The organism is Paenibacillus sp. D2_2 (assembly GCF_031199965.1).
Taxonomy (GTDB): Bacteria; Bacillota; Bacilli; order Paenibacillales; family Paenibacillaceae; genus Fontibacillus.
Genome location: NZ_CP133605.1, coordinates 3,670,578 through 3,694,952, shown reverse-complemented (window position 1 = coordinate 3,694,952; position 24,375 = coordinate 3,670,578). Strand labels below are relative to the sequence as shown.

Annotated in this window: 19 protein-coding genes, 1 other RNA gene and 9 pseudogenes; 20 read left to right on the top strand and 9 right to left on the bottom strand. The window is 46.3% G+C overall.

The window, feature by feature from the left end:
- Positions 1-44 precede the first annotated feature (44 nt).
- The 10 genes and pseudogenes from RE628_RS18720 (at position 45) to RE628_RS18680 (ending at position 6,930) form a co-directional block, all read left to right on the top strand.
- Positions 45-551 (top strand): glycoside hydrolase family protein, encoded by a 507-nt coding sequence (locus RE628_RS18720; protein WP_309154473.1) that lies wholly within the window; start codon positions 45-47, stop codon positions 549-551.
- A complete protein-coding gene (locus tag RE628_RS18715; protein WP_309154472.1) occupies positions 500-1,099 on the top strand; it encodes a hypothetical protein in 600 nt (199 codons plus the stop codon). Before RE628_RS18720 ends, RE628_RS18715 begins: the two co-directional genes overlap by 52 nt.
- Positions 1,099-1,653 carry a hypothetical protein gene (locus tag RE628_RS18710; protein ID WP_309154471.1) on the top strand — a complete coding sequence of 185 codons (555 nt, stop codon included), beginning with the start codon at positions 1,099-1,101 and terminating at the stop codon, positions 1,651-1,653. The genes RE628_RS18715 and RE628_RS18710 overlap by 1 nt, the downstream gene beginning before the upstream one ends.
- A 58-nt stretch (positions 1,654-1,711) precedes the next feature.
- Positions 1,712-2,638: a nucleoside hydrolase gene (locus tag RE628_RS18705; protein ID WP_309154470.1), complete on the top strand. Its 927-nt coding sequence runs from the start codon at positions 1,712-1,714 to the stop codon at positions 2,636-2,638.
- 48 nt (positions 2,639-2,686) lie between these two features.
- Entirely contained in the window at positions 2,687-3,622 is a 936-nt protein-coding gene (gene rbsK, locus RE628_RS18700; protein WP_309154469.1) for a ribokinase, read from the top strand.
- Positions 3,623-3,910: 288 nt separating this feature from the next.
- Positions 3,911-4,555, top strand: a complete 645-nt coding sequence (locus RE628_RS18695; protein WP_309154468.1) for a helix-turn-helix transcriptional regulator — start codon at positions 3,911-3,913, stop codon at positions 4,553-4,555.
- Positions 4,556-4,579: 24 nt separating this feature from the next.
- Positions 4,580-5,433: pseudogene (locus RE628_RS18690) on the top strand (pyruvate, water dikinase regulatory protein).
- Positions 5,434-5,473: 40 nt separating this feature from the next.
- Positions 5,474-6,309 (top strand): annotated as a pseudogene (glpX, locus tag RE628_RS18685) (class II fructose-bisphosphatase).
- A gap of 5 nt (positions 6,310-6,314) precedes the next feature.
- A complete protein-coding gene (locus RE628_RS29705; protein ID WP_375142932.1) occupies positions 6,315-6,464 on the top strand; it encodes a hypothetical protein in 150 nt (49 codons plus the stop codon).
- Positions 6,465-6,789: 325 nt separating this feature from the next.
- Entirely contained in the window at positions 6,790-6,930 is a 141-nt protein-coding gene (locus RE628_RS18680) for a hypothetical protein (RefSeq protein WP_309153938.1), read from the top strand.
- Between the two features lie 188 nt (positions 6,931-7,118).
- Here RE628_RS18680 and RE628_RS18675 read toward each other — a convergent pair whose 3' ends face one another.
- Positions 7,119-8,243, bottom strand: coding sequence for an IS110 family RNA-guided transposase (locus tag RE628_RS18675; RefSeq protein WP_309154467.1), 1,125 nt, complete (start codon positions 8,241-8,243; stop codon positions 7,119-7,121).
- 367 nt (positions 8,244-8,610) lie between these two features.
- Between RE628_RS18675 and RE628_RS18670 the strand changes: the two genes are divergently transcribed.
- Both RE628_RS18670 and pfkA read left to right on the top strand, forming a co-directional pair.
- Positions 8,611-9,690 (top strand): tetraprenyl-beta-curcumene synthase family protein, encoded by a 1,080-nt coding sequence (locus RE628_RS18670; protein WP_309154466.1) that lies wholly within the window; start codon positions 8,611-8,613, stop codon positions 9,688-9,690.
- Positions 9,691-9,957: 267 nt separating this feature from the next.
- Positions 9,958-10,928, top strand: a pseudogene (pfkA, locus tag RE628_RS18665) (6-phosphofructokinase).
- 118 nt (positions 10,929-11,046) lie between these two features.
- On the opposite strand, the pseudogene RE628_RS18660 reads toward pfkA, so the two are convergent.
- From RE628_RS18660 to RE628_RS18645, 4 genes and pseudogenes are all read right to left on the bottom strand, one after another.
- Positions 11,047-11,486 (bottom strand): annotated as a pseudogene (locus RE628_RS18660) (peroxiredoxin).
- 24 nt (positions 11,487-11,510) lie between these two features.
- Complete coding sequence (locus RE628_RS18655; protein ID WP_309154465.1) at positions 11,511-12,878, bottom strand: MATE family efflux transporter; 1,368 nt, start codon at positions 12,876-12,878, stop codon at positions 11,511-11,513.
- 185 nt (positions 12,879-13,063) lie between these two features.
- Complete coding sequence (locus tag RE628_RS18650; RefSeq protein ID WP_309154464.1) at positions 13,064-13,300, bottom strand: hypothetical protein; 237 nt, start codon at positions 13,298-13,300, stop codon at positions 13,064-13,066.
- Positions 13,301-13,444: 144 nt separating this feature from the next.
- Positions 13,445-14,266 (bottom strand): YitT family protein, encoded by an 822-nt coding sequence (locus tag RE628_RS18645; protein WP_309154463.1) that lies wholly within the window; start codon positions 14,264-14,266, stop codon positions 13,445-13,447.
- 303 nt (positions 14,267-14,569) lie between these two features.
- Between RE628_RS18645 and RE628_RS18640 the strand changes: the two are divergent.
- Positions 14,570-16,147, top strand: a pseudogene (locus tag RE628_RS18640) (DEAD/DEAH box helicase).
- A 53-nt stretch (positions 16,148-16,200) separates the two neighbouring features.
- Here the strand turns inward: RE628_RS18640 and RE628_RS18635 are convergent.
- Positions 16,201-16,332, bottom strand: coding sequence for a YjcZ family sporulation protein (locus RE628_RS18635; RefSeq protein ID WP_309154462.1), 132 nt, complete (start codon positions 16,330-16,332; stop codon positions 16,201-16,203).
- 193 nt (positions 16,333-16,525) lie between these two features.
- Between RE628_RS18635 and RE628_RS18630 the strand changes: the two genes are divergently transcribed.
- The 3 genes and pseudogenes from RE628_RS18630 to RE628_RS18620 all read left to right on the top strand — a co-directional run bounded on the left by RE628_RS18630 (position 16,526) and on the right by RE628_RS18620 (position 18,148).
- Positions 16,526-17,314, top strand: a complete 789-nt coding sequence (locus tag RE628_RS18630; protein ID WP_309154461.1) for a YesL family protein — start codon at positions 16,526-16,528, stop codon at positions 17,312-17,314.
- An 83-nt stretch (positions 17,315-17,397) separates the two neighbouring features.
- A non-coding RNA gene (gene ssrS / locus RE628_RS18625) (6S RNA) lies at positions 17,398-17,587 on the top strand.
- A gap of 169 nt (positions 17,588-17,756) precedes the next feature.
- Positions 17,757-18,148 (top strand): annotated as a pseudogene (locus tag RE628_RS18620) (DUF1499 domain-containing protein).
- 81 nt (positions 18,149-18,229) lie between these two features.
- On the opposite strand, the pseudogene tpx reads toward RE628_RS18620, so the two are convergent.
- Positions 18,230-18,750, bottom strand: a pseudogene (tpx, locus tag RE628_RS18615) (thiol peroxidase).
- 112 nt (positions 18,751-18,862) lie between these two features.
- Between tpx and RE628_RS18610 the strand changes: the two are divergent.
- Entirely contained in the window at positions 18,863-19,477 is a 615-nt protein-coding gene (locus RE628_RS18610; protein ID WP_309154460.1) for a rhomboid family intramembrane serine protease, read from the top strand.
- Positions 19,478-19,647: 170 nt separating this feature from the next.
- The gene (locus RE628_RS18605) at positions 19,648-20,559 is read left to right on the top strand and encodes a glutamate biosynthesis transcriptional regulator GltC (RefSeq protein ID WP_309154459.1); all 912 of its coding nucleotides are present in this window, start codon (positions 19,648-19,650) and stop codon (positions 20,557-20,559) included.
- Positions 20,560-20,678: 119 nt separating this feature from the next.
- On the opposite strand, the pseudogene RE628_RS18600 reads toward RE628_RS18605, so the two are convergent.
- Positions 20,679-21,358: pseudogene (locus RE628_RS18600) on the bottom strand (zinc metallopeptidase).
- 62 nt (positions 21,359-21,420) lie between these two features.
- Positions 21,421-21,852, bottom strand: a complete 432-nt coding sequence (locus RE628_RS18595) for a MerR family transcriptional regulator (RefSeq protein WP_309154458.1) — start codon at positions 21,850-21,852, stop codon at positions 21,421-21,423.
- Positions 21,853-22,137: 285 nt separating this feature from the next.
- On the opposite strand from RE628_RS18595, the pseudogene RE628_RS18590 reads away from it, so the two are divergent.
- A pseudogene (locus RE628_RS18590) lies at positions 22,138-23,651 on the top strand (ammonium transporter).
- A gap of 117 nt (positions 23,652-23,768) precedes the next feature.
- The gene (locus tag RE628_RS18585) at positions 23,769-24,359 is read left to right on the top strand and encodes a TlpA family protein disulfide reductase (protein WP_309154457.1); all 591 of its coding nucleotides are present in this window, start codon (positions 23,769-23,771) and stop codon (positions 24,357-24,359) included.
- Positions 24,360-24,375: the final 16 nt, after the last annotated feature.

The window sequence follows — 24,375 nt, the reverse complement described above, 5'->3', positions numbered from 1 at the left end:
AATCATTTTCGTGGCGAACTAGAGGATGAGGGAGGCGACGTCAAGTGACTAACGGTAACCAAGTGCAATCTGCTGAAATGACCAAGGAACTGTTCCCAGATGACGATGGAATTTATAATTATTGCCCATCGCCGGTCCGGGTTGATGAGGATACGATGGTTGTGTTCTATTGCGCCAATACCTGGCCGGGACTAGTAATTGACGATATCTATGGCAGAAAAGGCAAGCTGCAAGACGGACAATGGATTTTCTCCGATAAGTTCCGCGTACTGGAGCCGTCACGTTTGGGCTGGGACTGTATTCATGTGTGTGATCCGGATGTGATCAAGGGAGAGTATAGTTATCAAGGAGAAACTTACTCTTGGGTGATGGTCTATTTGGGCTGTGATATCCACTACTGCTATCATAATCAGATCGGCATCGCCTTTGCCAAGAATATCGAGGGTCCTTATGTCAAGTATGATCGGAATCCGATCATAGGCTCAGATGAGATCTTCAATTGGGGGCAGGGCAAGCCTCCTTACTATCCCTTGATGGGAAAGGCAAGGTAAGAATGATCTATACCCAGACGGTTCATGATTATGTCAGGCAAACTCGAAAGAGCCGAACATTCTGGCGGGATATGGATTTGTCGGAAGCGGATGTTCCTCTCATCGGAGAGGCGGTGCTGATGCATACCGGAGGGATCTTGAACCGGACTGTAAAAGAGAAGACGGCTCCAGTATTCAACCCTTCGATCGTGTGGGACCGCAAGCATGATCTCTACTACATGACCCGTGAAGGAACTCCCTTCGATCATACACGTATGCCGGATTTTATAGCGCCTTACACAGGAGTCTCCGTCATTTCGAGACAGGACTTCGAACGGAACGAGGGCGGCTGGGCGACGATCTATAACGTGGACGAGCGCGATACCGGATTTTATAGAAACCATAATGCTGGATTGATCAAGGATGCCTATGGTTGGCACTGCCATGGGGATTGCCTGCCGATCATCGTCACCGTCTCGGAATTGAAAGATCAGAACTTCTTGTGGACATACCGCCTTCACTACACGGAGATACAGCTAGTCCCAGGCAGAACAGGGAGGGCTGATTAATGTCGAGAATTTACATTTTGGATGATGCTGATATAGCGATTGCTGCTGCCCGCATGAAGGCGGATGCGAACTTCATAGGACTGGCGGGTGAGGTTGTTCGGCGTCGCTTGAAGGACAATCATGTGTTCATACAGGAGGCCTGGGAACAAGGCGGGCTGACGATCAGACGATTGCAATCGCTATATCACCGCCTTAGCGAGGGCGATATCCTTTTTGTGCATGACCAGGTTCCTGAAGCATTGCTGCATAAAGCGGTAAGCTATGCTAAGGAGCGGGGAACACGGGTTGTCTTTGTTCAGCATTCAATGCAGGAAATGACCTGCGATTGTTGTGAATGGGCGGATATTGCCTTGCTTCGGACTGAGAACAGTGCTGTTGAAAAGACGGAGTCTCCGGCGGCAATATGGCTCTTGCCTCATGAGCATGCGGCTGCCTATGCGGGCGCGCTGGCCCTTTGCCTGATGAACAGGTTTGTGCTCGATAAGGCGGATTTATTCTGCCGAAGAGCTTCTATGCATAAGGAGTTGCCATGGTATGATGAAATTGCATACTAAGGATCTTTGTAGATGTTAGTGAATGGGTTAAAGAATCAGAATTGGAGGATTGAAGAGGATGATCACTTTTCCTGTAATACCAGAAGATGAAATGGTTCGGCGTCTCGCCCATCCTGGACGTAAAATCCGTATGGTGCTGGATACGGACACTTATAATGAAATCGATGACCAATTCGCGGTAGCTTATGCGCTTGCCTCGGGAGATAAGATGGAGGTAGAAGCATTCTATGCTGCGCCTTTCTTCAATGAATTGTCAACTGGGCAGGCGGATGGGATGGAGAAGAGCTATCAGGAGCTGCTCAAAATCCTGCGCATTATGCGCCGGGAGGACATACCGGTATTTCGGGGCTCAACTTCCTATATGTCTGGCCTAGATGTTCCTGTAGACAGCGAGGCGGCTCATGATCTTATAGCGCGTGCGATGGCTAGCGACCCGAACGACCCGCTATACGTGGTTGCGATTGGAGCGATCACAAATGTGGCTTCCGCACTTGCTATGGAACCGCGGATTGCCGAGCGTATCGTAGTCGTCTGGCTTGGCGGGAACGCGCTACATTGGCCGGATACCCGTGAATTCAATCTGCAGCAGGATTTGCATGCATCTCGGCTTGTTCTGGATTGCGGCGTACCGCTCGTGCTTGTTCCATGCCTGGGAGTAGCTACTCATCTGCAGACCTCCCTCTCGGAGCTACGGGATTATGTTAAGGGTCAGGGGGAGCTGGGGGATTATCTGTACGAGACTTATGAACGCTGTACTGATGATCATTTTGCTTATTCCCGAGTGATTTGGGATATTGCGGTGATTGCCTGGATCAACAATCCGGAATGGTGCTGGAGTGGAATCGTACATAGTCCGCATTTGTCGGAGGACATGCGTTGGAGCATGAATGTGCACCGTCATTTTATCCGCTGTGTTCACTATATTCGTCGTGATGAGGTGTTCCGTGATTTGTTCCGCAAAATTGCTGCATATACTGCCGGATAAGAGTGGTTATAGCGTTATATAGAGAACAACATCAAAGGAGTAAGGATAATGAAAGAAACAGAAAATCCGCGAATTGCGGTGGTAGGCAGCCTGAATATGGATCTGGTCGTGTCTACAGTAAGGCTTCCGCGGATCGGTGAGACGGTAGAAGGAAGCTCGATTCATTATATCCCTGGTGGCAAAGGGGCGAACCAAGCGGTAGGCTGCGCAAGGCTAGGAGCAAGTGCACATATGGTTGGCGCCGTGGGCGAAGATCCTTTTGGGGACGATATTCTGAAGGTGCTGGATAAGTACGGAGTGAATACGGAGGCCATTGATCGTATAGAGGGGACTTCAACCGGAACCGCAACGATTCTGCGTACGGGGGAAGATAATTGTATTGTGATCGTCAGCGGAGCGAATGGATTCATGGAGCCGGAAATGGTGGAACGACAAGAAGAAGTGATCCGCACTGCGGACCTTCTGCTTGTTCAGCTTGAAATTCCGACTGAATCCGTACATCGCGCGTTGTCATTAGCGAAGTCTTCCGGCGTTCGTACGATTCTGAACCCGGCACCAGCCCGACAACTGACGGCGGAACTACTTGAGTTATGCGATTATATAACGCCTAATGAGACGGAATTTTTGGAATTAAGCTGTAAAGGTAGCTCTATGGCGAGTGAAGATTTCACGGATGAGGACTGGTCTTCTCTTCTAGCGGAGTGGGAACAGCGATTCGACAACAAGGTCATTTTGACCCGTGGCAGTAGAGGAGCTTCTTATATGGAGAGCGGAAGGTTGAGGACGGTTCCGGCTCCTAAGATCGAGGTTGTAGATACAACGGGGGCCGGAGATTGCCTGAATGCCGCGCTGGGGTATTCACTGGCCAGCGGGATGCCTCTCTATGAAGCACTTGTCTTTGCGGTAAAGGCGGCTTCGATCTCTGTGACGCGCTTCGGGGCTCAGGCCGGTATGCCGACTATAGAACAGATACAGGGTCTATAATTATATCAGCCTGCAATTAATCGACTGGCAGGTACATTGTATGAAACCACATGGATAAGTTCATGTGGTTTTTTGTTTTCGGGTAATTTTTCAACCTGATCTAAAGTTGTTAATTTAGAAGCCTATATTTTATATATGACATACTATTTATTGATTATTCGATTAATATTGTGTATTATATACTCATCTCTTAGAAATACATATCCGATTAGCTACTATATAGGATATATATACTTCAATAAGGGTGTCATATTAAGTAAAGTTAGCATTCGGAAATGGAGGGAACCTGTGATTGAACTGACATCTCGTCAATTAGAAATAATCGATATCGTGAAGAAAAGGGCTCCGATCACCGGTGAACTAATAGCGGAAAGTCTGAATTTGAGCAGGCCGACGATTCGAAGTGATCTTTCCATTCTAGTCATGCTTGAATATATCGATGCGAAACCGAAGGTAGGGTATTTCCCCGGTAAGAAGGCTGTGGCCCGGTTATCAGGAGGGTATTTACTGAAGGAGACCAAGGTCAAGGATATCCAGAGTAATCCGATTATTATCCGTGAGGCTACGACAATTCAAGATGCTGTTGTGACTCTGTTCTTGCAGGATGTAGGTACTCTTATGATCTGTGATGCTGATGGCAAGCTAGCTGGAGTTGCGTCACGCAAGGACTTTCTTAAGGTAACGTTAGGAAATCCTGCTGCGGCATCAATGCCTGTAAGTATGGTCATGACCAGACAGTCCAAGGTAGTCACTGTGTCCCCTGAAGACTCGGTGCTCGATGCGGCACATAAGATGATGTTCTATGAAGTGGATAGCTTACCTGTTATCGTTCAAAGTGAGCAGGGGCAGGAAGGTACAGGACCTGACTTAGTAGGGAGATTGACCAGAGCCTCGATCATTAAATTTATATTAGAAGTAGAAGCCAATGGATAATGGGTGAAACCGGGAAGAAGGAGAATGGAGCAAGCTTCGCATTATGTTACGATTGTCTCTGATTCGATCGGGGATACGGCGGATGCCGTCGTGCAAGCTGTAATACATCAGTTCCAGAATCAGCGCGTAACTATTCGCCGTTATGGCAATGTAAGAAGCGAGGATGAACTGCGGAAGCTGATGGAGGAGACGGCCCCGCTTAACGGATTCGTCGCTTATACTCTCGTTCAACCCGAGCTGAGAGAGATGATCCGGGAAGAAGCTGTCCGGCTGGATCTAAGAATTGTCGATATTATGGGGCCGATGATGCAGGCCTTCATCGATACTTTTGATGATTCTCCGCAGGAGCGGCCGGGTCTGTTGCATCAGCTTGATGATAAGTATTTTCGTAGGATGGAGGCGATCGAGTTTACGGTCGCCTGCGATGATGGACGTGATCTTGGAGCGATGCTGAAAGCGGATATCGTGTTGCTTGGAATGTCACGGACTTCGAAGACGCCACTCAGTATTTTTCTGGCTCATCGGGGTAAAAGGTAGTTAATTATGCGGTTGTCCCGGAAGTTGGGCCGCCGCAGGAGCTGCTTAGTTTGCTGCCCAACAGGGTAATTGGATTAACTATGAAGCCGGAATATATGTTGAAGATTCGTTCCGAGCGTCTCAGGATGCTAGGGCTGCCTGAGGGTTCTCAATATGCTAGTCTTGAGCGGATTCGCGAGGAGACAGAGTATGCGATGGCATTGTACGCCAAGCTTGGCTGCCCGGTCATTGATATTACGAACAAAGCGATTGAAGAGACGGCGGGAATTATTATGGGTATATCCCCGATTCGCTGGAAGATTAATAGTGTGTTTAAACAACCACTGATAGAAATTAACTGAAGGAATCATATTAGATCGTTATTAACTGGGGGGAAATCAAATGGAACGGGAATTAGCTTTGGAGATCGTACGTGTAACTGAAATGGGGGCTCTATCTTCTGCATGCTTCATCGGTCGAGGCGATAAGAACGCTGCTGATCAGGCTGCTACCACAGCTATTCGTTCCATGTTCGATTCCGTATCGATTGATGGGACAGTCGTCATCGGTGAAGGTGAGATGGATGATGCACCGATGCTCTATATCGGTGAGAGAGTCGGGAATAAGCAGGGGCCTTCCGTAGATGTGGCGGTTGATCCGCTGAGGGCACCGAGGTTGTCGCCCGCGGGCTGGAGAATGCACAATCTGTTATCGCAATTGCGGATAGAGGAAGCCTGCTGCATGCTCCCGACATTTATATGGAGAAGCTGGCTTGTGGTCCGCAGTTAGCTGGCAAGCTAAGTCTTGAAGATCCAGTAGATGTTACCTTGCAGAAGGCCAGTCAGATTACGGGTAAGGCGTTATCCGAGCTTAAAATTATGGTGCTCGACCGTGAGCGTCATCAAGGATTGATCAACAGTCTGCGTCAAGCTGGCGTACGCGTGAAGCTGCTCGATCATGGCGATATTGCTGGAGCGATAGCAACCGCACTGCCTGACAATGAAGTGGACCTGTACATGGGCTCTGGAGGTGCGCCCGAAGGAGTGCTAGCCGCTGCGGCGCTCAAATGTCTAGGCGGGGAAATGCAGGGCCGGCTCTTGCCGCAAGGGCCGTTCGAGCTGCAGCGCTGTCATATGATGGGGCTGGATGATCCGTTGCGGGTCCTGCACATGGAGGACATGGTTGGTACTGGGGATGTAATCTTCGCGGCAACCGGTGTTAGTACCGTGAATTTCTGAGCGGGGTGCGATTTATCGGCAATGATCAGGCAGAGACGCATTCGGTCATTATGCGGGCGCAGAGTCGTACAATCCGCTATATCCGCAGCATTCATTACCTGCCAAGCAAGGCCATTGATTTGAGTTCGGGCTTCAGACATGCTGAAGCCATGTAGCAACAAGTGGCCGCTCTGGCCGAAATCTCTTTTCCAATGTAATTGTTATTTTGTATTAACTCCGTTTATTTGCGGAGGAGCTTGACTAGTTATAGTCGGGTTCCTCCGATTTTTTAGTTTAAGAGAAGGTTCAAAACCTCTAACGAAACTAGGTATCGCTATTTGTGCTAATAAGGGCCGTTCCCAATTCTAACGAAACTGGGTATCGCTATTGGAGCCGATTAAAGGCTGAAAGTCGAAATTATCCCGAAATAACGATACGGTGTTTCGTTAAAAATATTTTATCGCTTATTTTGTGGAAATAACGATCTGTAGTTTCGTTGCTATGAACATTTTTGTCAACCATCGTATTTCCATCGAAGCACTAGGCGCGGGAGCAAATAAGCGAGCGACGGTCGGCACGCTGCTATCCGTGGGTTGGTTACCACATTCAATGCCTTCGTCAAGGAGAGCGATTGCCAGCTAGAAACGCACGTTCAGTTTGTCACCTAGTGCAAACGAAACTCGCAAATTCTCTCCTAAACCTTCGTTTGCCCCCGGGTCTAATGCTCCGGTGGTTAATCCTTCATAGGTTTAAAGCAGTTACTTATACCCGTTTTTCTTTTCTCATGAACGACTTCTGTGGAGAGAACCGGGTTATACCCTTTCCCCTTTTTACAAATAAGAATTTTGAGGTTGTTCTGCAATCCGAGCAACCGCCCAAATAAACCCGACTAATTCTCTGGCCACGGCACCAATAGCTACGTTTTTAGGTTTGCTTTTTCCAAAAACAAGATGTCGATATTTCGTATGCAATCTTTCTTGTGCCTTCCAAGACAAAAGTTGTACGTCTGGAGGCAATCCTTCTAGGCGGTTCGCTAGTTCACCTTTTACAGTAGGTCGATGACGGTAGCTCCATGCTGACTCCACTAACGTTCGACGCAAATGGCTGTTACCGGCCTTGGTCATAGAACCTCGTCGTGTACTTTGACCTGACGAATGCTCACGAGGAACTAGACCTAAGTAGGCCATGAGCTGAGCAGGCGAGCGAAACCGCGCGAACGTGCCAATCTCCGCAGCAATGGTAATCGCCGTAAGACGCGCAACACCGCGCAAGGATTGAAGGGTCTGAATCACAACCGCCTTTGCCCCCGTTGTGGCTTGCCTAAGAAGCGCATCTTCTAAACGGCCCATGCGTTGTTCAACTTCCTCGAGCGCATGAATCATTTCGGTAAACACGACCTGCATCGCTTCATGTTCGAATGACAATGAAGCCAGCCAAGCGCGATATTTCTTTGTCCAACGACGTTTGATGGTATCCGGTGGATGAACTTGATGGCGCAGGAGAAACTTAAGGATCCGTTGACGAGCGCGGTGCGCATCTTCCTTGGCTGCTTCACGGGAACGAACTAAATCCCGCAATGCTTCGTCATCTCGCGATGGTATATGAACCGCGGTCAACTCACCTGCTCGGAAAAGACGAGCGAGTTGCTCCGCATCCCGGCGGTCCGTTTTTACATGGTCGCCAGGCCGTTTGGGCATAAGGGAAGGGGCAATCACGGTACAACTTGCTCCCATAGATTCGATCCAGCGGTGTGTTTCGTATCCAGTCGGACCAGCTTCGTAACAGAATGCTAAGGAATTTGCAGGACCTAATTCCTTGATAAGTTTCCGAAGAGCGGCAGGGGTATGCGCTATAGTTCCGTAGTAACGTGGCAATTCTCGTCCCTCATCTGCAATGGCAACGGAAATTTTTTCTTTTGATACATCTAAACCGACGTATTTTGTGGTAAACTGCATTAATGACAGCCTCCTTTTGCTTTGTAGCTCTGAAATGGGTTTTCTACAGTATCCATTTTAACCTACGATTCGAAGCAAATACGGGGCTGTTTTGTTCATCATAGCTAGAATAAAAAAAACTAGCAACAGACCACGCCAAGCTCACAGTGAACTACGTGACATTGTATGGTAGTGGCTTTTGAACACATATGAATATACGAATCGAGTCTGTGATTGCTAATTTCTTGGTATAGCACGAAATTTATATAAAAGTTTAAGTATGTGATTTAGTTTATTTGTACAATAAGATGGAACATATTATAATTAGTATGGTTTTCAGTATGCATATGGACCGTGTTAGATCTATCAACGTTGTGGAGGCAGGCCATTGATTGAACTTGAGCAGGACCGTAACCAGTTCCCGCGCGAGCCATTAAGGCTGATGAGCCGGGTGTATAAGTTCATACTTCCGGATGTGCGTAAGGAATTAGAAGGTTGGAGGAAGGTCGCAGGGGAGATTCCTGATCCAGAGCTGAGAAAGCAGGCGCTGGCCAGCATTCAGACAAAGGAGTTCCATTGTCAGGGTGGGGCAGTATATGCAGCGGCGAATTTGCCGAAACGACATATTTTAATTCCATTGATTGTTGCTTTTCAAACGATCAGCGATTATTTAGATAATTTATGTGATCGAAGTACTTCAATGAATGCTGATGATTTTCGTTTATTGCATCAAAGCATGCTGGACGCAGTGAATCCGCAGGCAGAGCTTGAAGATTATTATGCCTTGCGTGAAGAGAAGGATGATGGAGGTTATTTGCACCAGCTTGTCCAGACTTGCCGGAATAATATCGCTTTATTACCGGGCTATAATATGGCTAAGCCATATATCCAGGATCTTGTTGGGTTGTATACTGATCTTCAGGTTTATAAGCATATCAAACCGAGTCTTCGTGAGGATGCCCTTATCCAGTGGTGGGATCAACACAAAGAACGTACCCCCCATTTACAGTGGAATGAATTCGCTGCAGCCACTGGATCGACATTAGGGGTATTTATGCTTTTTCTAGCAGCAAGTAACGAAGATTTAGATCAAGGCAGCGCCGAGACGATTCGCGATGCTTATTTCCCGCATGTCTGTGGTCTACATATTATGCTTGATTATTTGATTGATCAGGAAGAAGATGAGATTGGCGGGGATCTGAATTTCTGCAGTTACTACGATAGTAAGGAACTGATGCTTGAGCGGATTGCCTATATTGTAGAAGGCGCCCGCCATGACATTAAGAAGCTTCCTGCATCGTCATTTCACAGAATGATTATCGAGGGATTGCTGGCACTGTATTTATCAGACCCTAAGGTAAGCCAGCAGCAGGAAATTTATGATGTTTCAAAGCGTTTGATGAAAAGGAGCCCATTGATGAGGCTATTCTTCTTCGCCAACAGTAAGTGGATCCGCAAACGCCTGTAATTGAGTGTTCAAAAAGAACGGTTTTCAGCACCGAGAAGGTTGGATGAAGCTAGGGTCTGAGGAGCGGAGCGTACGTAGTTTGTACGTAAGCACCTGAGATGTTTCCGTGGGAAACATGACTTCGTAAGCATCTGCTTAGACCCGGCCTGAATTCAAGATTCGAAGCCGAGTTACTTCTTGATTCACTTCGTGATCAAAATCGGACTTTTTGAACTACCTTTATAATTTCTACATTAAAGCTTTATTAACTATTAGGAGGAAATCATCATGTCAGCAGTTAAAAAAATCGCAGTCCTTACCAGTGGTGGAGATTCCCAGGGCATGAACGCGGCAGTACGTGCCGTTGTACGTAGTGGATTGTTTTATGGCTTGGAAGTATTCGGAGTTCAAAGAGGATATCAAGGTCTCTTGAATGACGATATCTTCTCCATGGATATTCGCAGCGTAGGCGACATTATTCAACGCGGGGAACCATTCTTCAATCCGCACGTTGTCTGGAATTCAGAACGCCTGAAGGTCAACAAAAAGGTGCGCAAATTTTGCGTGACCGCGGAATCGACGGTCTGGTTGTTATCGGTGGCGACGGCTCCTATCAAGGTGCTGAGAAGCTGAGCAAGCTGGGAATCAAGACGATGGGGTTGCCAGGTACGATCGATAATGACATTTCATTCACTGACTATACGATCGGTTTCGATACTGCGGTAGGGATTGTTGTAGATGCTGTCAATAAACTGCGTGACACGATGTCTTCCCATGAACGTGCTTCTGTAGTTGAGGTTATGGGCCGTCATTCCGGTGACATCGCTCTCTATTCCGGTCTGGCTTCCGGAGCGGAGACGATCCTAGTTCCGGAAGTACCGTTTGATCTGGATGAAGTAGCTGACCGTATGAGACAGAACTTTGATAAGGGTAAGAGACATAGTATCGTTATCGTTGCTGAAGGTGTGGGTAAAGGCGAAGAAGTGGTTGAAGCGATTAAGAAACGTCAACCTTCGTTGGAGCCACGTGCAACGGTACTTGGACATATCCAGCGCGGCGGATGCCCTACTCCGTTCGACCGTAACCTGGCGAGCAGACTTGGTGATTTCGCTGTACGTAGCTTGATCGCTGGTGAGTCGAACAAGGCTTGCGGCATGATCGGCGGAGAGATGGTATTAACAGATATCGAGACAGTTGTAGCTACCAAGAAGCCGTTTGATATGAAAATGTACGAATTGGCTTCCCGTTTGTCTCAATAAGTTTCTGATTTATTTCAACTATTATAGAGGCTTCTATAGCACTCCATTAAAAACACGAGATTCCTTATAAGGAATCTCGTGTTTTCTTATTTCCACTTCTAACGAAACATAATCGTTATTAGTGCAACTTATCGATAGCGGCCAGAATATCCTCCGTGGAGGGCAGGCCCTTCTCAGCGAAGGCGATCCTGCCCTCAAGGTCGATGATGAATACGGTCCGCTGCTGAGTCAGGAAGCCGAGCGATTTGCCAACTCCATAGAGACGGCGAATCATTCCGTCTTCGTCAACAACGAGCGGGAAGCGATAGCCCTGTTTGGCAGCAAATTTCTCGTGACTGTCCTTAGAGGCGGAATTCACGCCAAGCACGATGGCCCTCTCTCAGCATATTCAGACTCGGCATCGCGCACAGCACAGAGCTGCTTCGTACATCCCGGAGTTTCGTCCATCGGATAGAAAATGAGAACAATCGGTTTCTGTCCAAGTAAATCTGCAAGGTTGATATCACCTTGTGTGCTGTCTGCCTGGAAGATTGGGGCTTGGTCGCCTGGGTTCAGCATAAATAACACTCCTTCATGAGTTTATTATTGATCTTCCTGAATCATTCGTTGTGCAATTCTTCGTTGTACGACATAGAGGCGATGAAGCAGCAGCACGCCAGCGACAGCAAGTCCGGAGATGAGCCCGATCCAGTAGCCGTACGGGCCGAGATTTGTATATTTGGCTAGTACAATTCCAAAAGGAAGGCCGATGATCCAAAAGGCAAGCAGACTGATCCAGAATGCCGGGTTCACGTCCTTATAGCCACGCAATGCACCTTGAGTAGGTGCAGCGATCGCATCGGAAATCTGGAAGAAAACAGCATAGACCAAAAAATGTGTGATTAGTGTAATAACGGCCTTGTCGCTGGAATAGAGTCCTGCAACTCCATTACGGAACAGCATCAGCAGAGCAGCGGTAACAAGCGATAAACCGATGGCCGTGCTGATTCCGATGATAGCATATTGCTTGGCATCCTTGAGCCGAGCTGCTCCTGTCTCGAAGCCAACCAGGATGGTAAGTGCTAGACAGATGCTTAGAGGAAGCATATACAAGGTTGAAGCAAAATTGTTGGCCGCCTGATGGGCGGCGATCGTCAGTGTATCGAACTGGCTCATCAATAACGTGACCGCAGCGAATACTGCTGTCTCGAAGAACATCGAGAAACCGATTGGTACACCGATCTTCATCAGTTCCTTCCACTTGTCTAGTGAGATGCGGTGAAACTTGCCGAATATACGGTACGAAGCGAACGGCTCCGCCTTATGTGCGATCCAGAGTGCAATTAGGAAGATGCACCAATATGTAAAGGCAGAGGCAATGCCCGAACCGATCCCACCAAGTCTTGGGAAACCAAGTCGTCCGAAAATCAGCAAATATCCAGCACCGATATTCAAGGGCAGGGAGATCAAGGAAATGACCATGGATACCCGGGTTTGTCCCAAGGCATCGATAAAAGAACGGATGACGATGTATCCGAATAAGGGCAGGATACCTGTTGATATCGATACGAGATAATAAAATGCAACATGATGCACTTTGGGCTCTAATCCCATTCTATTCAATATAGGGGAAATTAGGAATCCCCCGGCTATGAGTACTATGATTCCGACCGCAGCGGCAAGCCATAAGGCCTGCATGACATTATAACCGACCTTGTCTTGCTTACCTCCCCCGATAAGCTGGGATACGATAGGGGTGATCCCCATTAATACACCGCTCAATCCAGTTTGGATTGGAACCCAGAGACTTGCGCCAATGGCGGTTCCTGCCAGATCGGCCGGGCTGGCATGTCCGGACATAATGGTATCGAAGAAAGTCATTAATGACATTGTAATTTGTGTGACTAGAATCGGGATAAGAATATGCAGGAACTGCATGTATTTTTGCTTGAAAGTATAAGTTTCCTTCATTCTCAGGACTCCATTTCATGGTAGCAAGGACTAAGTGGGTTATTAATGATGGCTTTGCTATGATTTAATGTCGCTGAAAAGCGCAAAAACCGTTTCTTCTGCTATCAAGCAAAAGAAACGGCTTGGTGATGCAGCTACATTTAGAGGTTGTTCAAACAAGCTTGGCTCTTTGAACGCGCACATTTTTAATGAAGAAATGCCGAGTTTTGATGCTCACAGATGCTGTGCTGGATAATCTCCATCGCATCTTCCGGTTCCAAAATGGTCAGACCATCACGGAGGATGATCATAGAGTTAAGCTCCTTTTGATCTAAGAAAGGCAGCATATCCGGAAACCATTTTCTAACGATCTGTGCCAGTTTTACCGTTTCCATTTCCACTTCAATCACCCTTTCCCCTAGAATCATTCTGGTTCGAATCATTCAAAAACGGAAAAGCACGAGCTTGTGAAATCAGGTAAAGCGAAGGCGGAAGAAAATGTATTAGATTATCTAAGGAACCGTATGACATTATTATAGCATAATGCAGCAAAATTGGAACGGCACCTTAAGTAGACCAGTGTCTGTTTATCGTCTGCGGAACGAGCCCATAATACCTGTAGTTTCCACGATATTGACGAAGGCGGCAGGATCAGTTTGTTTAATGATTTCTTTTAATTCAGTTAACTCATACATAGTCGTAACGGTCATAAGCATATCTTTTTCTTTATGGGAAAAAGCACCTTCGGTCTTGATCTTCGTCACCCCTCGCGGACGAGCCAGAAGTTGCTCCAAGAGCTCTTCGGTCTTGTCAGTCACGATGAACAGAGTAACTTTATTATGGCTAACATGAATCATATCTACTACTTTGCCGGTCAAATAAATGGATACCATCGAGGCAAGGGCTGAATTCCAGTCACCATTCAAATAACCCATGGCTAAGATTACAACCCCGTTCAAAACAACAATGATGCTTCCAACAGGGAAATCCCGGTAGCGCGTAATTACCGAGCCGAGAATATCGAAGCCGCCGGATGACCCGCCGACTCTAAAGGAAATACCTGCCCCGAAACCGACGAGCACACCGCCGAAGACCGCCGCAAGAAGTGTATCAGAGGCTAGAGCTCTCTCCGGAATGAAAGCCATCATGATCGTGACCCCGACAACGGACAGAATGCTCAGACCGATGAAACGTCTTCCAAGTAGAAATAGTCCAATGATTAACAACGGGACATTGTAGGCTAGATACATCGTATTTATACTAAATGGAGTGAAGTACCCTGTCAGCATAGCCAATCCGGATACTCCTCCACTCAAAAGATGTTGGGGAACGAGGAACAAATTGAAGCCTGAGGCAATAAATGCCGCCCCGATCAAGATGATGACATAGTTCCTAATTTCCTTAAACACTAAAAATCCTCCTTAAAATAATAAGTAGTATACCCACCTGCATTCTGCTGGTATTTATGAAATGATTTGTGCTATAATGTTTGAGATATTCTTGAGTAGGGATCTCTTCCACTTTGATGGTCCATATATTTCAGTGAAATGGCCAGTAGAATTAGGTTGATTTGTCGTCAGATGCTTATTTAGATCCAGAGCTTATGTAAATTTTTTGGGCTGACTGGACAGTCTATAAACAGATTAAACGCTACTTAAGAATACAGTTAAGAAGGTGGAATGTCCACTGTATAGAAGGAGTATGAGGACAATTTGAACACATTTTCAGAATTTGGCCTAGAGCCTAAAGTATTACAAGCTATAACGGAGCTTGGATTTGAGGAAGCAACCCCGATTCAAGCCAAATCGATTCCGATTGCGATGTCTGGACGAGATATGATCGGACAAGCGCAAACAGGAACAGGAAAAACCGCAGCCTTTGGTTTGCCGCTTATCAATAAAATCTCCAAAGATGAAGAGCATATCGTGTCTCTCATTATGACACCGACCCGTGAATTGGCCATTCAGGTTGCAGAAGAAATCGGCAAGCTTGCTCGTTTCAAGGGAACCCGTTCCTTAGCGATTTATGGTGGTCAGGATATTGTACGGCAGATCCGTGCGTTGAAGAAGAAGCCACAGATCATTATCGGTACTCCAGGACGTCTGTTGGATCATATCAATCGTAAGACGATTAAGCTTGATGATGTACAGACCGTAGTTCTTGATGAAGCTGATGAAATGCTTGATATGGGCTTCATGGAGGATATCCAATCGATCCTGAAGCTTGTCCCCGAAGAACGTTAGACCATGTTATTTTCCGCGACTATGCCTGGGAATATCCAAAAACTGGCACAAAGATTTTTGAAAAATCCTGAGCATGTATCTGTTATTCCTAAACAGGTCAGTGCTCCACTTATTGATCAAGCCTATATTGAGGTCAATGAACGTCAGAAATTTGATGCCCTTTCCCGCTTGCTAGATATGGAATCCCCTGAGCTTGCTATCGTATTCGGACGGACAAAGCGTCGTGTAGACGAGTTGTCTGAAGCATTACAAAAACGGGGTTACTCTGCTGATGGCCTACATGGTGATCTGTCGCAGAATCAACGTGATAATGTCATGCGCAAATTCCGTGACGGAAGCATCGACGTCCTCGTTGCTACCGACGTGGCTGCCCGTGGACTCGATGTATCTGGCGTAACACATGTCGTGAACTTTGACTTGCCGCAGGATCCAGAGAGCTATGTACACCGTATTGGCCGGACTGGCCGTGCAGGTAAGGAAGGTACAGCTTGGTCCTTCGTAACACCACGGGAGATCGATCATCTGCATTTTATCGAACGGATTACCCGTCATAAGATCACCCGTAAGCCATTGCCTACGCTTGCTGAAGCGATTGAAGGCAAACAGCGGATTACAGCTGAGCGAATCCTGGAGATCGTTGAAGAGGGAGAGCTTAGAGAATATAAAGGCATTGCTATCCAATTGCTGGAGCAATACGACTCTGTCAATTTACTTGCAGCTGCCTTCAAGCTGATTACCGGCGAGAAGAATGAAAAAGCTTCCGTTGAATTGACTCCGGAAGAGCCGATTCGTGTGAAACGTCGCAACCCGGACATCCGCTCCAATGGGCGTAAACCTTCCGGTTACGGAAACCGTAGTGGCAACCGTCGCGACAGTCGCGAAGGCGGAAATCGTGAGGGTGGAAATCGCGGTGGCTACAAAGGCGGCTACAATAAGGAAGGCGGACGTGATTCTTATCGCGGAGGCTCATCCGACCGCAAACCGCGTTCCAATTACAATAACGGCGAGCGCAGACCAAAGAATGGCGGCAGCTTCTCCGATAAGTAATGGAATAGCAAAAGAAGACGAAGGACATCTTCGTCTTCTTTTTGCTGTTTTTATTAATACATAAAGGTCCGGCTAACAATAACCAGGAGAATGAACAATACTAAGATTGTACCTGTAAATGTCCATCCACCACCACAACTGCCACAGCTACCACAACTACCAAAACCACCAACAACACCAGACATGGAATAACCTCCTTATAAATTTTCAAAAAATGTTTTTGTTGAACTTTGAAGTACGGTATATCTTATGCTGGGTGAATGAACCAGTCTAGACTCTTACCTATGTATGTACAAAATAGGCGCTGGATAGTCGGCCATGAATCATGTATAGTTATAACTATAGACAGATTCTGTTACTGATGGAGGGAGATTTTTTTTGGAAACCAAAGGAATGATGGGTGGATTATACAAAATCACGGAATGGATTATGCGAATCGCTGGCAGCAATTTATATTGGATGCTATGTTCTTCCCCATTTATGATTGTCGTGTTCCTTAAGCTTATCTACAGTGCCGATCCGGCTGCGCAACCTGAAGTTATGACTTACTGGGTTATGGCGATTTTGGCACCGTTTACACTTTTTCCTGCGACTTCAGCTTTGTTCTCGGTGACTCGGAAATGGGTAATGGGTGAGGCTGATCTTGGTATTACTAAGCTATACTTTAAAAGTTACAAGGATAATTATAAACAAAGTATGCTGGGAGGTATCTTCTATACTCTCCTGATCGTTATCATGTATGTCGATTATGAAGTGTACATGAAGCAATTTGAGAACATGCAGATTCTTGGCATCGTTATGCTTGTACTTTTATTTTTCATCTTGTTATCTTTGTTTAATTTCTTCTCATTAGTTGCTCACTTTCACATGAAGACTAGTATGTTAATTAAAAATGCTATTTTGCTTACGGTTCTCAGACCTTTCCGCACACTGTCTACATTCCTTACTGCAGTGGTGATTGGAATTATTACCTTGAAGTTCTCTTGGCTCATTCCTTTTGGCTTCGCTACACTGATTGCATGGATGGCTTATTTCAACTTCAATATCGCCTACACGAAGGTGCAGGAGAAGGTAGAGAGACTCCGTAAGTTGGATGAAGAGGACAAGCAATCCGGTGATGACGAGGTTGCTGAACTGCCTGAAGGAGAGGACCAAGAGAAGAATTAATCTTGTTCTCTCGGACGAGCCGTAAGGGCTATCTGCGAAAATTGTCATGTTTACAATTGATTTAAGAAGTTCTATAATGTGAATATGTCCTGCGATGTACGTTTCGGTTAATTGTTGTTTTGAACCAATGACAAAGTCTCGGGAGACTTACATTACGCCGCAGCTGAAAGGCCCTATCCAATGGATTAGGGGACTTCAAAAGCGTCGTTGCGGTCACCCACCTGCTAAGGCAGGTTCGAGACACGATAATCGGACGGCATAGGCGGGTCTTGCATAATGGATGCGGCACTTTGAAGGATTTTTTGTGAAAAAGAGTCCTCGAGGTGCCTTTTTTATTTGCCATCTTACCTGAATCGACTTTGTTTGTTCTCCAATCAATGTTACACTATAATATAAATTATACTTACTATTTCTTGCCGCTATATGAAGGAGGAAGAGCAGGTTGTCGCTAAAAAGAACATTAGTCGGTATTTTTCGCAGCTATGACGGTACAAGTGATCGTGCGAAGACACCTGAATTAAAGACGAGATATTATCAATTATCCAAGGAACAGGCCTGGGAAGAAATAATTTCAACTCTAAAGAAGATTCCCGGATATAAAGTATTGCATGAAGTTCCTAACGTAGGTGAGATTACGTTAGAGAAGCGGACCAAATTCGGACGGGTTATGGATATAACTGTATCTATCGTGTCTACGGGTCCTCTCCGTACCGCTGTCGATGTATATTCTGCGACTCGGGGTTCGATGGGGGATCTGGGGCCAATTACCGTAATATCCTTCATTTGTTCGCCATCTTGGATAAGAAGCTGGCTGCCTACAAAGTATTAGCTTAATCTAGATCGGGCAAAAAAAAGCGAGCAGGGAGTTTCCTCCTTACTCGCTTTTCTTGTCATTTCATATATGGATCCTGAGAACTAACCAAGCAGGCTTTTCACAGCTGCGATTGGCTCTTCATAGTTCGGATGCTCGCCCATTTCGTTAAGTACTTGAACATAGCGGATGGTGTTGTCCTTGTCGAGAACGAAGACAGCACGATGGTCAAGCGCGAATTCCTTGATCAGGACGCCGTATGCTTTACCGAAAGAATTATCTTTGTAGTCGGATAGTGTAACCACGCGATCTACTCCGGCAGCTCCACACCAGCGAGCTTGTGCGAATGGAAGGTCAGCGCTGACCGTCAGAATGATAACATCTTCTCCAAGCTCAGCGGCTTCTTGATTGAAGCGTCTTGTTTGGGCGTCACATACGCCTGTATCCAGGGAGGGTACGACACTGATCAGTTTGATTTTGCCGTCATAGTCGGCGAGGGTTACTTCTTCAAGCAGGTTTTTGTTTAACCGGAAATCGGGAGCCTTGTCCCGACCTTAAGTTCAGGTCCAATCAAGGTAATGGGGTTGCCTTTAAATGTAGCAGCGTTAGTGCGTTCTTGCGTCATTTGTCTTCTCCTCCTATTAGTTAGATAAAGTTTCTAATTTTAATTATAATCGTTTTAAAAAGAGATTGTCCAACTTATAAAAATAAAGAGTGGAGTACAAGGAGGAAACGATATGATCTTTATACGATACGAAGATTGGAGAAGTTATCTACGGTATTATCCAGTTACAAGTCTGCTTCTGGTCGCTAATATCGTAATGTTTGTCGTCGAGCTGTTCTATGGCGGATCGACAAATGGGTACACTCTGCTTAGGCTCGGCGCAGTAACCAATGTTCCGCCGTTTGATACGGAGTTGTGGAGATTGTTTGCGGCGATGTTTCTTCATTCGGGATTAATGCATTTGGTATCGAATTGCTTTGCTATTTTGGTCTTCGCGCCGCCTCTGGAACGATTGATGGGGCATATTAAGTATTTCGTACTGTTTATTTTCAGTGGAGTGATCGGAAATATCATTAGCTTGGTCGTATATCACCGTTCGATGGACTATCATATAGCTGTCGGAGCTTCTGGGGCTGTGTATGGCGTCTACGGGGCTTTCTTGTTCATCGCTCTACTGCAGCGTAACCTAATCGATGAGAACTCTCGTAAGACACTGTACAGTCTGCTTATGATCGGGGTCGTCTATTCATTTATCGTTCCGCAGATCAACTGGATTGCCCATTTCGGCGGATTGCTTGGCGGCTTTGTTCTATATGCAATTCTGAGTAGATTCATAAAGAATCATTGAACCAATAGAAAGTACATGGTAAATTAAAGAAGTACTGATCTATAGGTGACTTTGTTAACAGATTAAGCGTTAACATTTTGCTCTGACATCCATTGAACTATAGTTCGGTACGCCAATGGTCCTGATTTCAAAGGATATTGAACAGATGTGAAATGGAGCGATCAGATTCTGTGGAATTAAGACAACTGCAGTATTTTGTAAAAGTGGCGAAAAAAGAGCATGTCACACAAGCGGCAGAGGAGCTGCATGTGGCGCAGTCGGCAGTAAGTAGACAAATTCACCAGCTGGAGCAGGAACTAGGTGTAAACTTGTTCATGCAGAAGGGGAGGAATTTGCATCTCACGGCAGTGGGACAATTGTTCTGCAGCAGGGTAGAGACGATTTTGAAGGATTTAGAGCGGGCGGTCACTGAAGTTCATGAGCTTCTCGATCCGGAGCTGGGTGAGATCCGTCTTGGATTCCCGAACAGTCTTGGAATTCATTTTATACCTAGCATCGTCTCGGAATTTCGTAAATTGTATCCCAATGTTAAATTCCGCTTCAAACAGGGGACTTATCCTACATTAATCCGCGATGTGGTCTCTGGAGATGTTGATCTAGCCTTTATCTCTCCATTTCCGGAGAATCATGATCAGGTCGTTGGTAATATTGTATTGACCGAGGAATTAGTGGCGATCCTGCCACCTGGACATCCTCTGGCTGGGGAACAGAGTATTACTCTAAGCCAGCTGAAGGATGATCATTTTATATTATTTGGAAACGGTTACTCTCTACGTCCTATCGTATGGCATGCTTGTCTGGAAGCGGGCTTTACACCGAAGGTCGCGTTCGAGGGAGAAGAGACGGATACGATTCGCGGTCTTGTTGCCGCAGGAATGGGAGTAAGCCTGCTGCCAGAGATGGCTTTGTATCAGAGTTTTCAACTCCAGCCAAGCCGAGTACGTATTTCCCAGCCGAAGGTGACAAGGACGATTGGCCTCATTTCTCGGTCAGATGAGAAGTTGCCTCTAGTTGCGAAATCATTTAGAGCGTTCTTGCTCGAGTACTTTGGACTTCAAATTGATACTCCGCCGAGTCAATAATTCATCAGAAACTATAAGAAGTAATATAATCAACAAAAAGCACCCCTGAAGTAGGAGGTGCTTTTTGTTGTTGGTATGAAGAACAGCTACTAAAGGATGTTGTCATCCTTCTAATGGCTTTAGTCGCGATTGCTAGTGAAAATCAAAATATAGCGAAGTAATTCAAGCACAGAAATGAGGGCGGCTGCGACATAAGTTAATGCAGCGGCGTTCAATACGTTGGCTACTCCGCGTTCTTCTTCGTGAGTGACGAGGCCTTGGGCCACCATTATCTTGCGCGCTCGGTTGCTGGCGTTGAACTCAACGGGTAATGTAACCAGCTGGAACAGTACAGCTGCCGAGAAGAAGATGATACCAAGTCCGATCAAATTGAATGCCCCGAAGATGATACCTGCCAGAAGCAGGAACGGTGCTACTCCGGAAGCGAAGTTCACAAATGGGAACATGCGATGGCGTAGTACAAGCATCGGATAAGATTCTTTATGCTGAATAGCATGGCCTACTTCATGGCAGGCAACCGATACAGCTGAGATCGAGCTTTCGTAGTATACCGGCTCGGATAGGCGTACAACCTTATGAATCGGATCATAGTGGTCAGTTAGCGCCCGCGGACCGGTTCGATTGGAATATCATACAGTCCGTTCGCGTCAAGCATACGTCTTGCGGCATCATGTCCTGTTAAACCATACATGTTTGGTACCTGCGTATATTTATTAAACGTTCCTTTTACCCTGAACTGGGCCCAAAGCGAGAGCCCGAAAGCGAGTAGAATAGGAATTAGCATGATGTTAGAGTACATTTATCATTCCTCCATAGTCTGTAGAATAAATAGTGTGCGTCAAAGGAAGGATTCGGCGAGTTCTAGTTAAAAGGATTGTGATTCATTAGAATCTGAATTGCTTCGATACAAGCAAGACTTTGTGGCATCAGGTTAGTATATGCCCGCCGGGCTTGGCCTGGTTTGAGATTAGAAATCAACGGCTCAAGCTCCTTGACCTCCCGTTCAAGCTGCTGCATACGTATCTCCAGGGAGCTCAGCTTCTCGTTAACTTGTTCTTCTCCGCTGACCGTGCTCCATTGATCTAGCTTCTCGCGAATTTCCTCTAACGTATACTTTTCCTGCTTCATCTGATTAATACGTTCGAGTCTCTTTAAGGTTTCAGAACTGTACAAACGATAATTTTTCTGGGTACGTTTCTCCGGCAAGATCAGGCCCAGTTTGGTGTAATAATCTATTGTCCGCTCGCTGACATCCGCAGCTTTGGCTAGTTCCCCAATACGATACAACTTCATATCCCCAATAGATTCACCCTCTCTCCAAGTAATATCAGTATGTGATCTCTATATATAGGATATATGATACTCGATATGCAACTATACAGTCAAACGTTACACTTTAGAAATGTTAGTAGATCTCTGATTATAATGTACATATAAATAACAAGGAATGTTAAGTATTCCTAAAAGTATATAAAGACTGACCAAATCGGCATTGTTTTATGCATATTTTAGATCATATAATCAGCTTAATCATTAACAATGTGTTAGGGAATATGACATTTGGGGAGCTGGTTATTTATGAGCAGGAAATGGATTTATAGTCTATCGGGAATTATCGCCGTCATGGCGTTCCCGATTTCCGCGTATGCGGCAGAGGGGGAAGTTCGTGGAGAAGTATTACAGGTCGGCTTGAACTCGGTCTTCGTATTTGTCGCGGCGATGCTCGTCTTTTTCATGCAAGCGGGATTTGCACTGCTTGAGGCTGGCTCGTTAAGAATGAAGAATGCCGGACACGTAGCGGGTAAAACGGTGTTGACGTTAGGTATCGCTGTGATCGCCTGGTGGGTACTCGGATTTGGCTTCGCGTTTGGAGATGGCAATGGCTTCCTCGGAACGATCCGGTTTTCCGTTCGGCGGTGAGGGAGATATCGGATCATTTAGCGTTTTCTCCGAGATTGGAGTTCCGCTGAATTTAATGTTCCTGTTTCAGATGGCTTTTGCAGCAGTATCGTTGGCGATTGCTTGCGGAGGAATGGCGGAGAGAGCGAAGCTGAGCGTATATATGGTGTTCGGCACCATATTCACAGTTGTAATCTACCCGATTGTAGCCCATTGGGTATGGGGTGGTGGCTGGTTGGGACGACTGGGAATGCAGGATTATGCCGGTTAATGGTCGTTCATCTTACGGGAGCAACGGCGGCCTTAGCAGCACTCATTCTATTGAAGCCGCGCCATGGCAAGTACAATAAGGCTGGTAAGCCGAACAGCATTCCAGGGCATAACCAAGTGCTGACGGTACTTGGCGTGATTATCCTCTGGATCGGATGGTTCGGCTTCAACCCCGGCAGTGCGTTAACACCGCTTGAGAATGGATTTTTTGGCTTCGTACTAATGACGACAAATCTCGCTGCGGCTGCAGGAGCTGTAGCTGCATTACTCATTTCCTGGGCTATATTAGGCAAAGCGGATATTCCGAGCATGTTGAATGGTGTGTTGGCCGCACTTGTAGCGATTACTGGCTCCTGCGCTTTTGTGGAAGCTTGGGCTGCCCTCCTCATAGGAGCTGTTGCGGGAGTTATAACTTTCTTTACGGCTAGATGGTTCGAACATATCGGTCTTGATGATCCGATCTGTGCCTTTTCGGTTCATGGAATCGCTGGGGTCTGGGCGCCATATCTACCGGATTGTTTGCGACACCTGAGCTGGCAAAGACGACCGGGGTAGGAACTGCTGGCCTATTCTATGGCGGTGGCTTGAGTCAATTGGGTGTGCAACTACTTGGTGTGATCGGTACGTTTATATTTGTACTTGTTCTGTCTTTGCTTGTGCTCGGTGGGATGAAGCTGCTGATGGGGCTTCGCGTAACGGAGGAAGAAGAGATCATGGGCCTGGATATAAGTGAACACGGTACTTACGGGTATCCGGAACAGTTGAATGTTCTCAACCAGCTATCTGTACCGATGTTCGAGCAGGAAGAGATGCATCTGCAGCAGAATGATGAACCAGATCACTTAGGTGCCGATGGGACGAAGGAAATTAGCAAAGAACTTAATCCGGCGGATGTTGGTTATAAGGCAGCCATACTTGATTGATTTTGCATCCTGCTTATTTTTCGCTTATCAAGCTGTAACAATTCTCCGAATCAGGGTACAATATCTAATAAGATTAGATAAAACTATTTGAACAACCTTATAAAGGGAATGGATTACATGAGAAGGCATAAATGGATATTGATAGGATTGATCATCTTATTAGGAGCAGTATTGTACTCCAATTTGGGTCAAGGCACACTGGCTTTATGGGGAAAGGGTGAACAGAAGGAAGCAGCTGCTGAGTCAAGTCAATCACTAACTGAGTTGCTGGCTGCGCAAGCGCCTAAGCCCGGGACACCTTCACCTTCATTTTCCTTGGAGGATCTGGATGGTCAGGTCTATACAGTAGGTGGTAAACGTGACAAGGCTCTGCTGTTGAACTTTTGGGCCTCATGGTGTGATCCTTGTAAAGAGGAAGCGTCGGATCTAGTTGCCTTGGCGAAGAAATACAGTGATTCAATAGATGTATACGCCGTGAATGTCACATTATATGATCAGCTTGATAACGTTAAGAAGTTTGTCCAGGACTACGGTTATACCTTCCCGGTGCTGCTGGATAAGAAAGAAGAGGTTTACCGTAAATTTAACGGAGTAGCCTTTCCGACGAATGTGTTGATCGGGAAAGATGGAGTGATCCAAGAGGTTATCGTGGGATCTCTTTCCGCAAAGGATTTAGAAGCCAAAATGAAGAAATTAACGAATTCGTAGCAAAGCTTTTAACAGA

Excerpts from the sequence above, each read along its gene's own strand:
- RE628_RS18710 (WP_309154471.1), top strand. The coding sequence starts at position 1,099 with ATGTCGAGAATTTACATTTTGGATGATGCTGATATAGCGATTGCTGCT.
- RE628_RS18705 (WP_309154470.1), top strand. The coding sequence starts at position 1,712 with ATGATCACTTTTCCTGTAATACCAGAAGATGAAATGGTTCGGCGTCTC.
- rbsK (WP_309154469.1), top strand. The coding sequence starts at position 2,687 with ATGAAAGAAACAGAAAATCCGCGAATTGCGGTGGTAGGCAGCCTGAAT.
- RE628_RS18680 (WP_309153938.1), top strand. The coding sequence starts at position 6,790 with ATGAACATTTTTGTCAACCATCGTATTTCCATCGAAGCACTAGGCGCG.
- RE628_RS18675 (WP_309154467.1), bottom strand. The coding sequence starts at position 8,243 with ATGCAGTTTACCACAAAATACGTCGGTTTAGATGTATCAAAAGAAAAA.
- RE628_RS18655 (WP_309154465.1), bottom strand. The coding sequence starts at position 12,878 with ATGAAGGAAACTTATACTTTCAAGCAAAAATACATGCAGTTCCTGCAT.
- RE628_RS18650 (WP_309154464.1), bottom strand. The coding sequence starts at position 13,300 with ATGATTCGAACCAGAATGATTCTAGGGGAAAGGGTGATTGAAGTGGAA.
- RE628_RS18635 (WP_309154462.1), bottom strand. The coding sequence starts at position 16,332 with ATGTCTGGTGTTGTTGGTGGTTTTGGTAGTTGTGGTAGCTGTGGCAGT.
- RE628_RS18610 (WP_309154460.1), top strand. The coding sequence starts at position 18,863 with ATGATCTTTATACGATACGAAGATTGGAGAAGTTATCTACGGTATTAT.
- RE628_RS18595 (WP_309154458.1), bottom strand. The coding sequence starts at position 21,852 with ATGAAGTTGTATCGTATTGGGGAACTAGCCAAAGCTGCGGATGTCAGC.
- RE628_RS18585 (WP_309154457.1), top strand. The coding sequence starts at position 23,769 with ATGAGAAGGCATAAATGGATATTGATAGGATTGATCATCTTATTAGGA.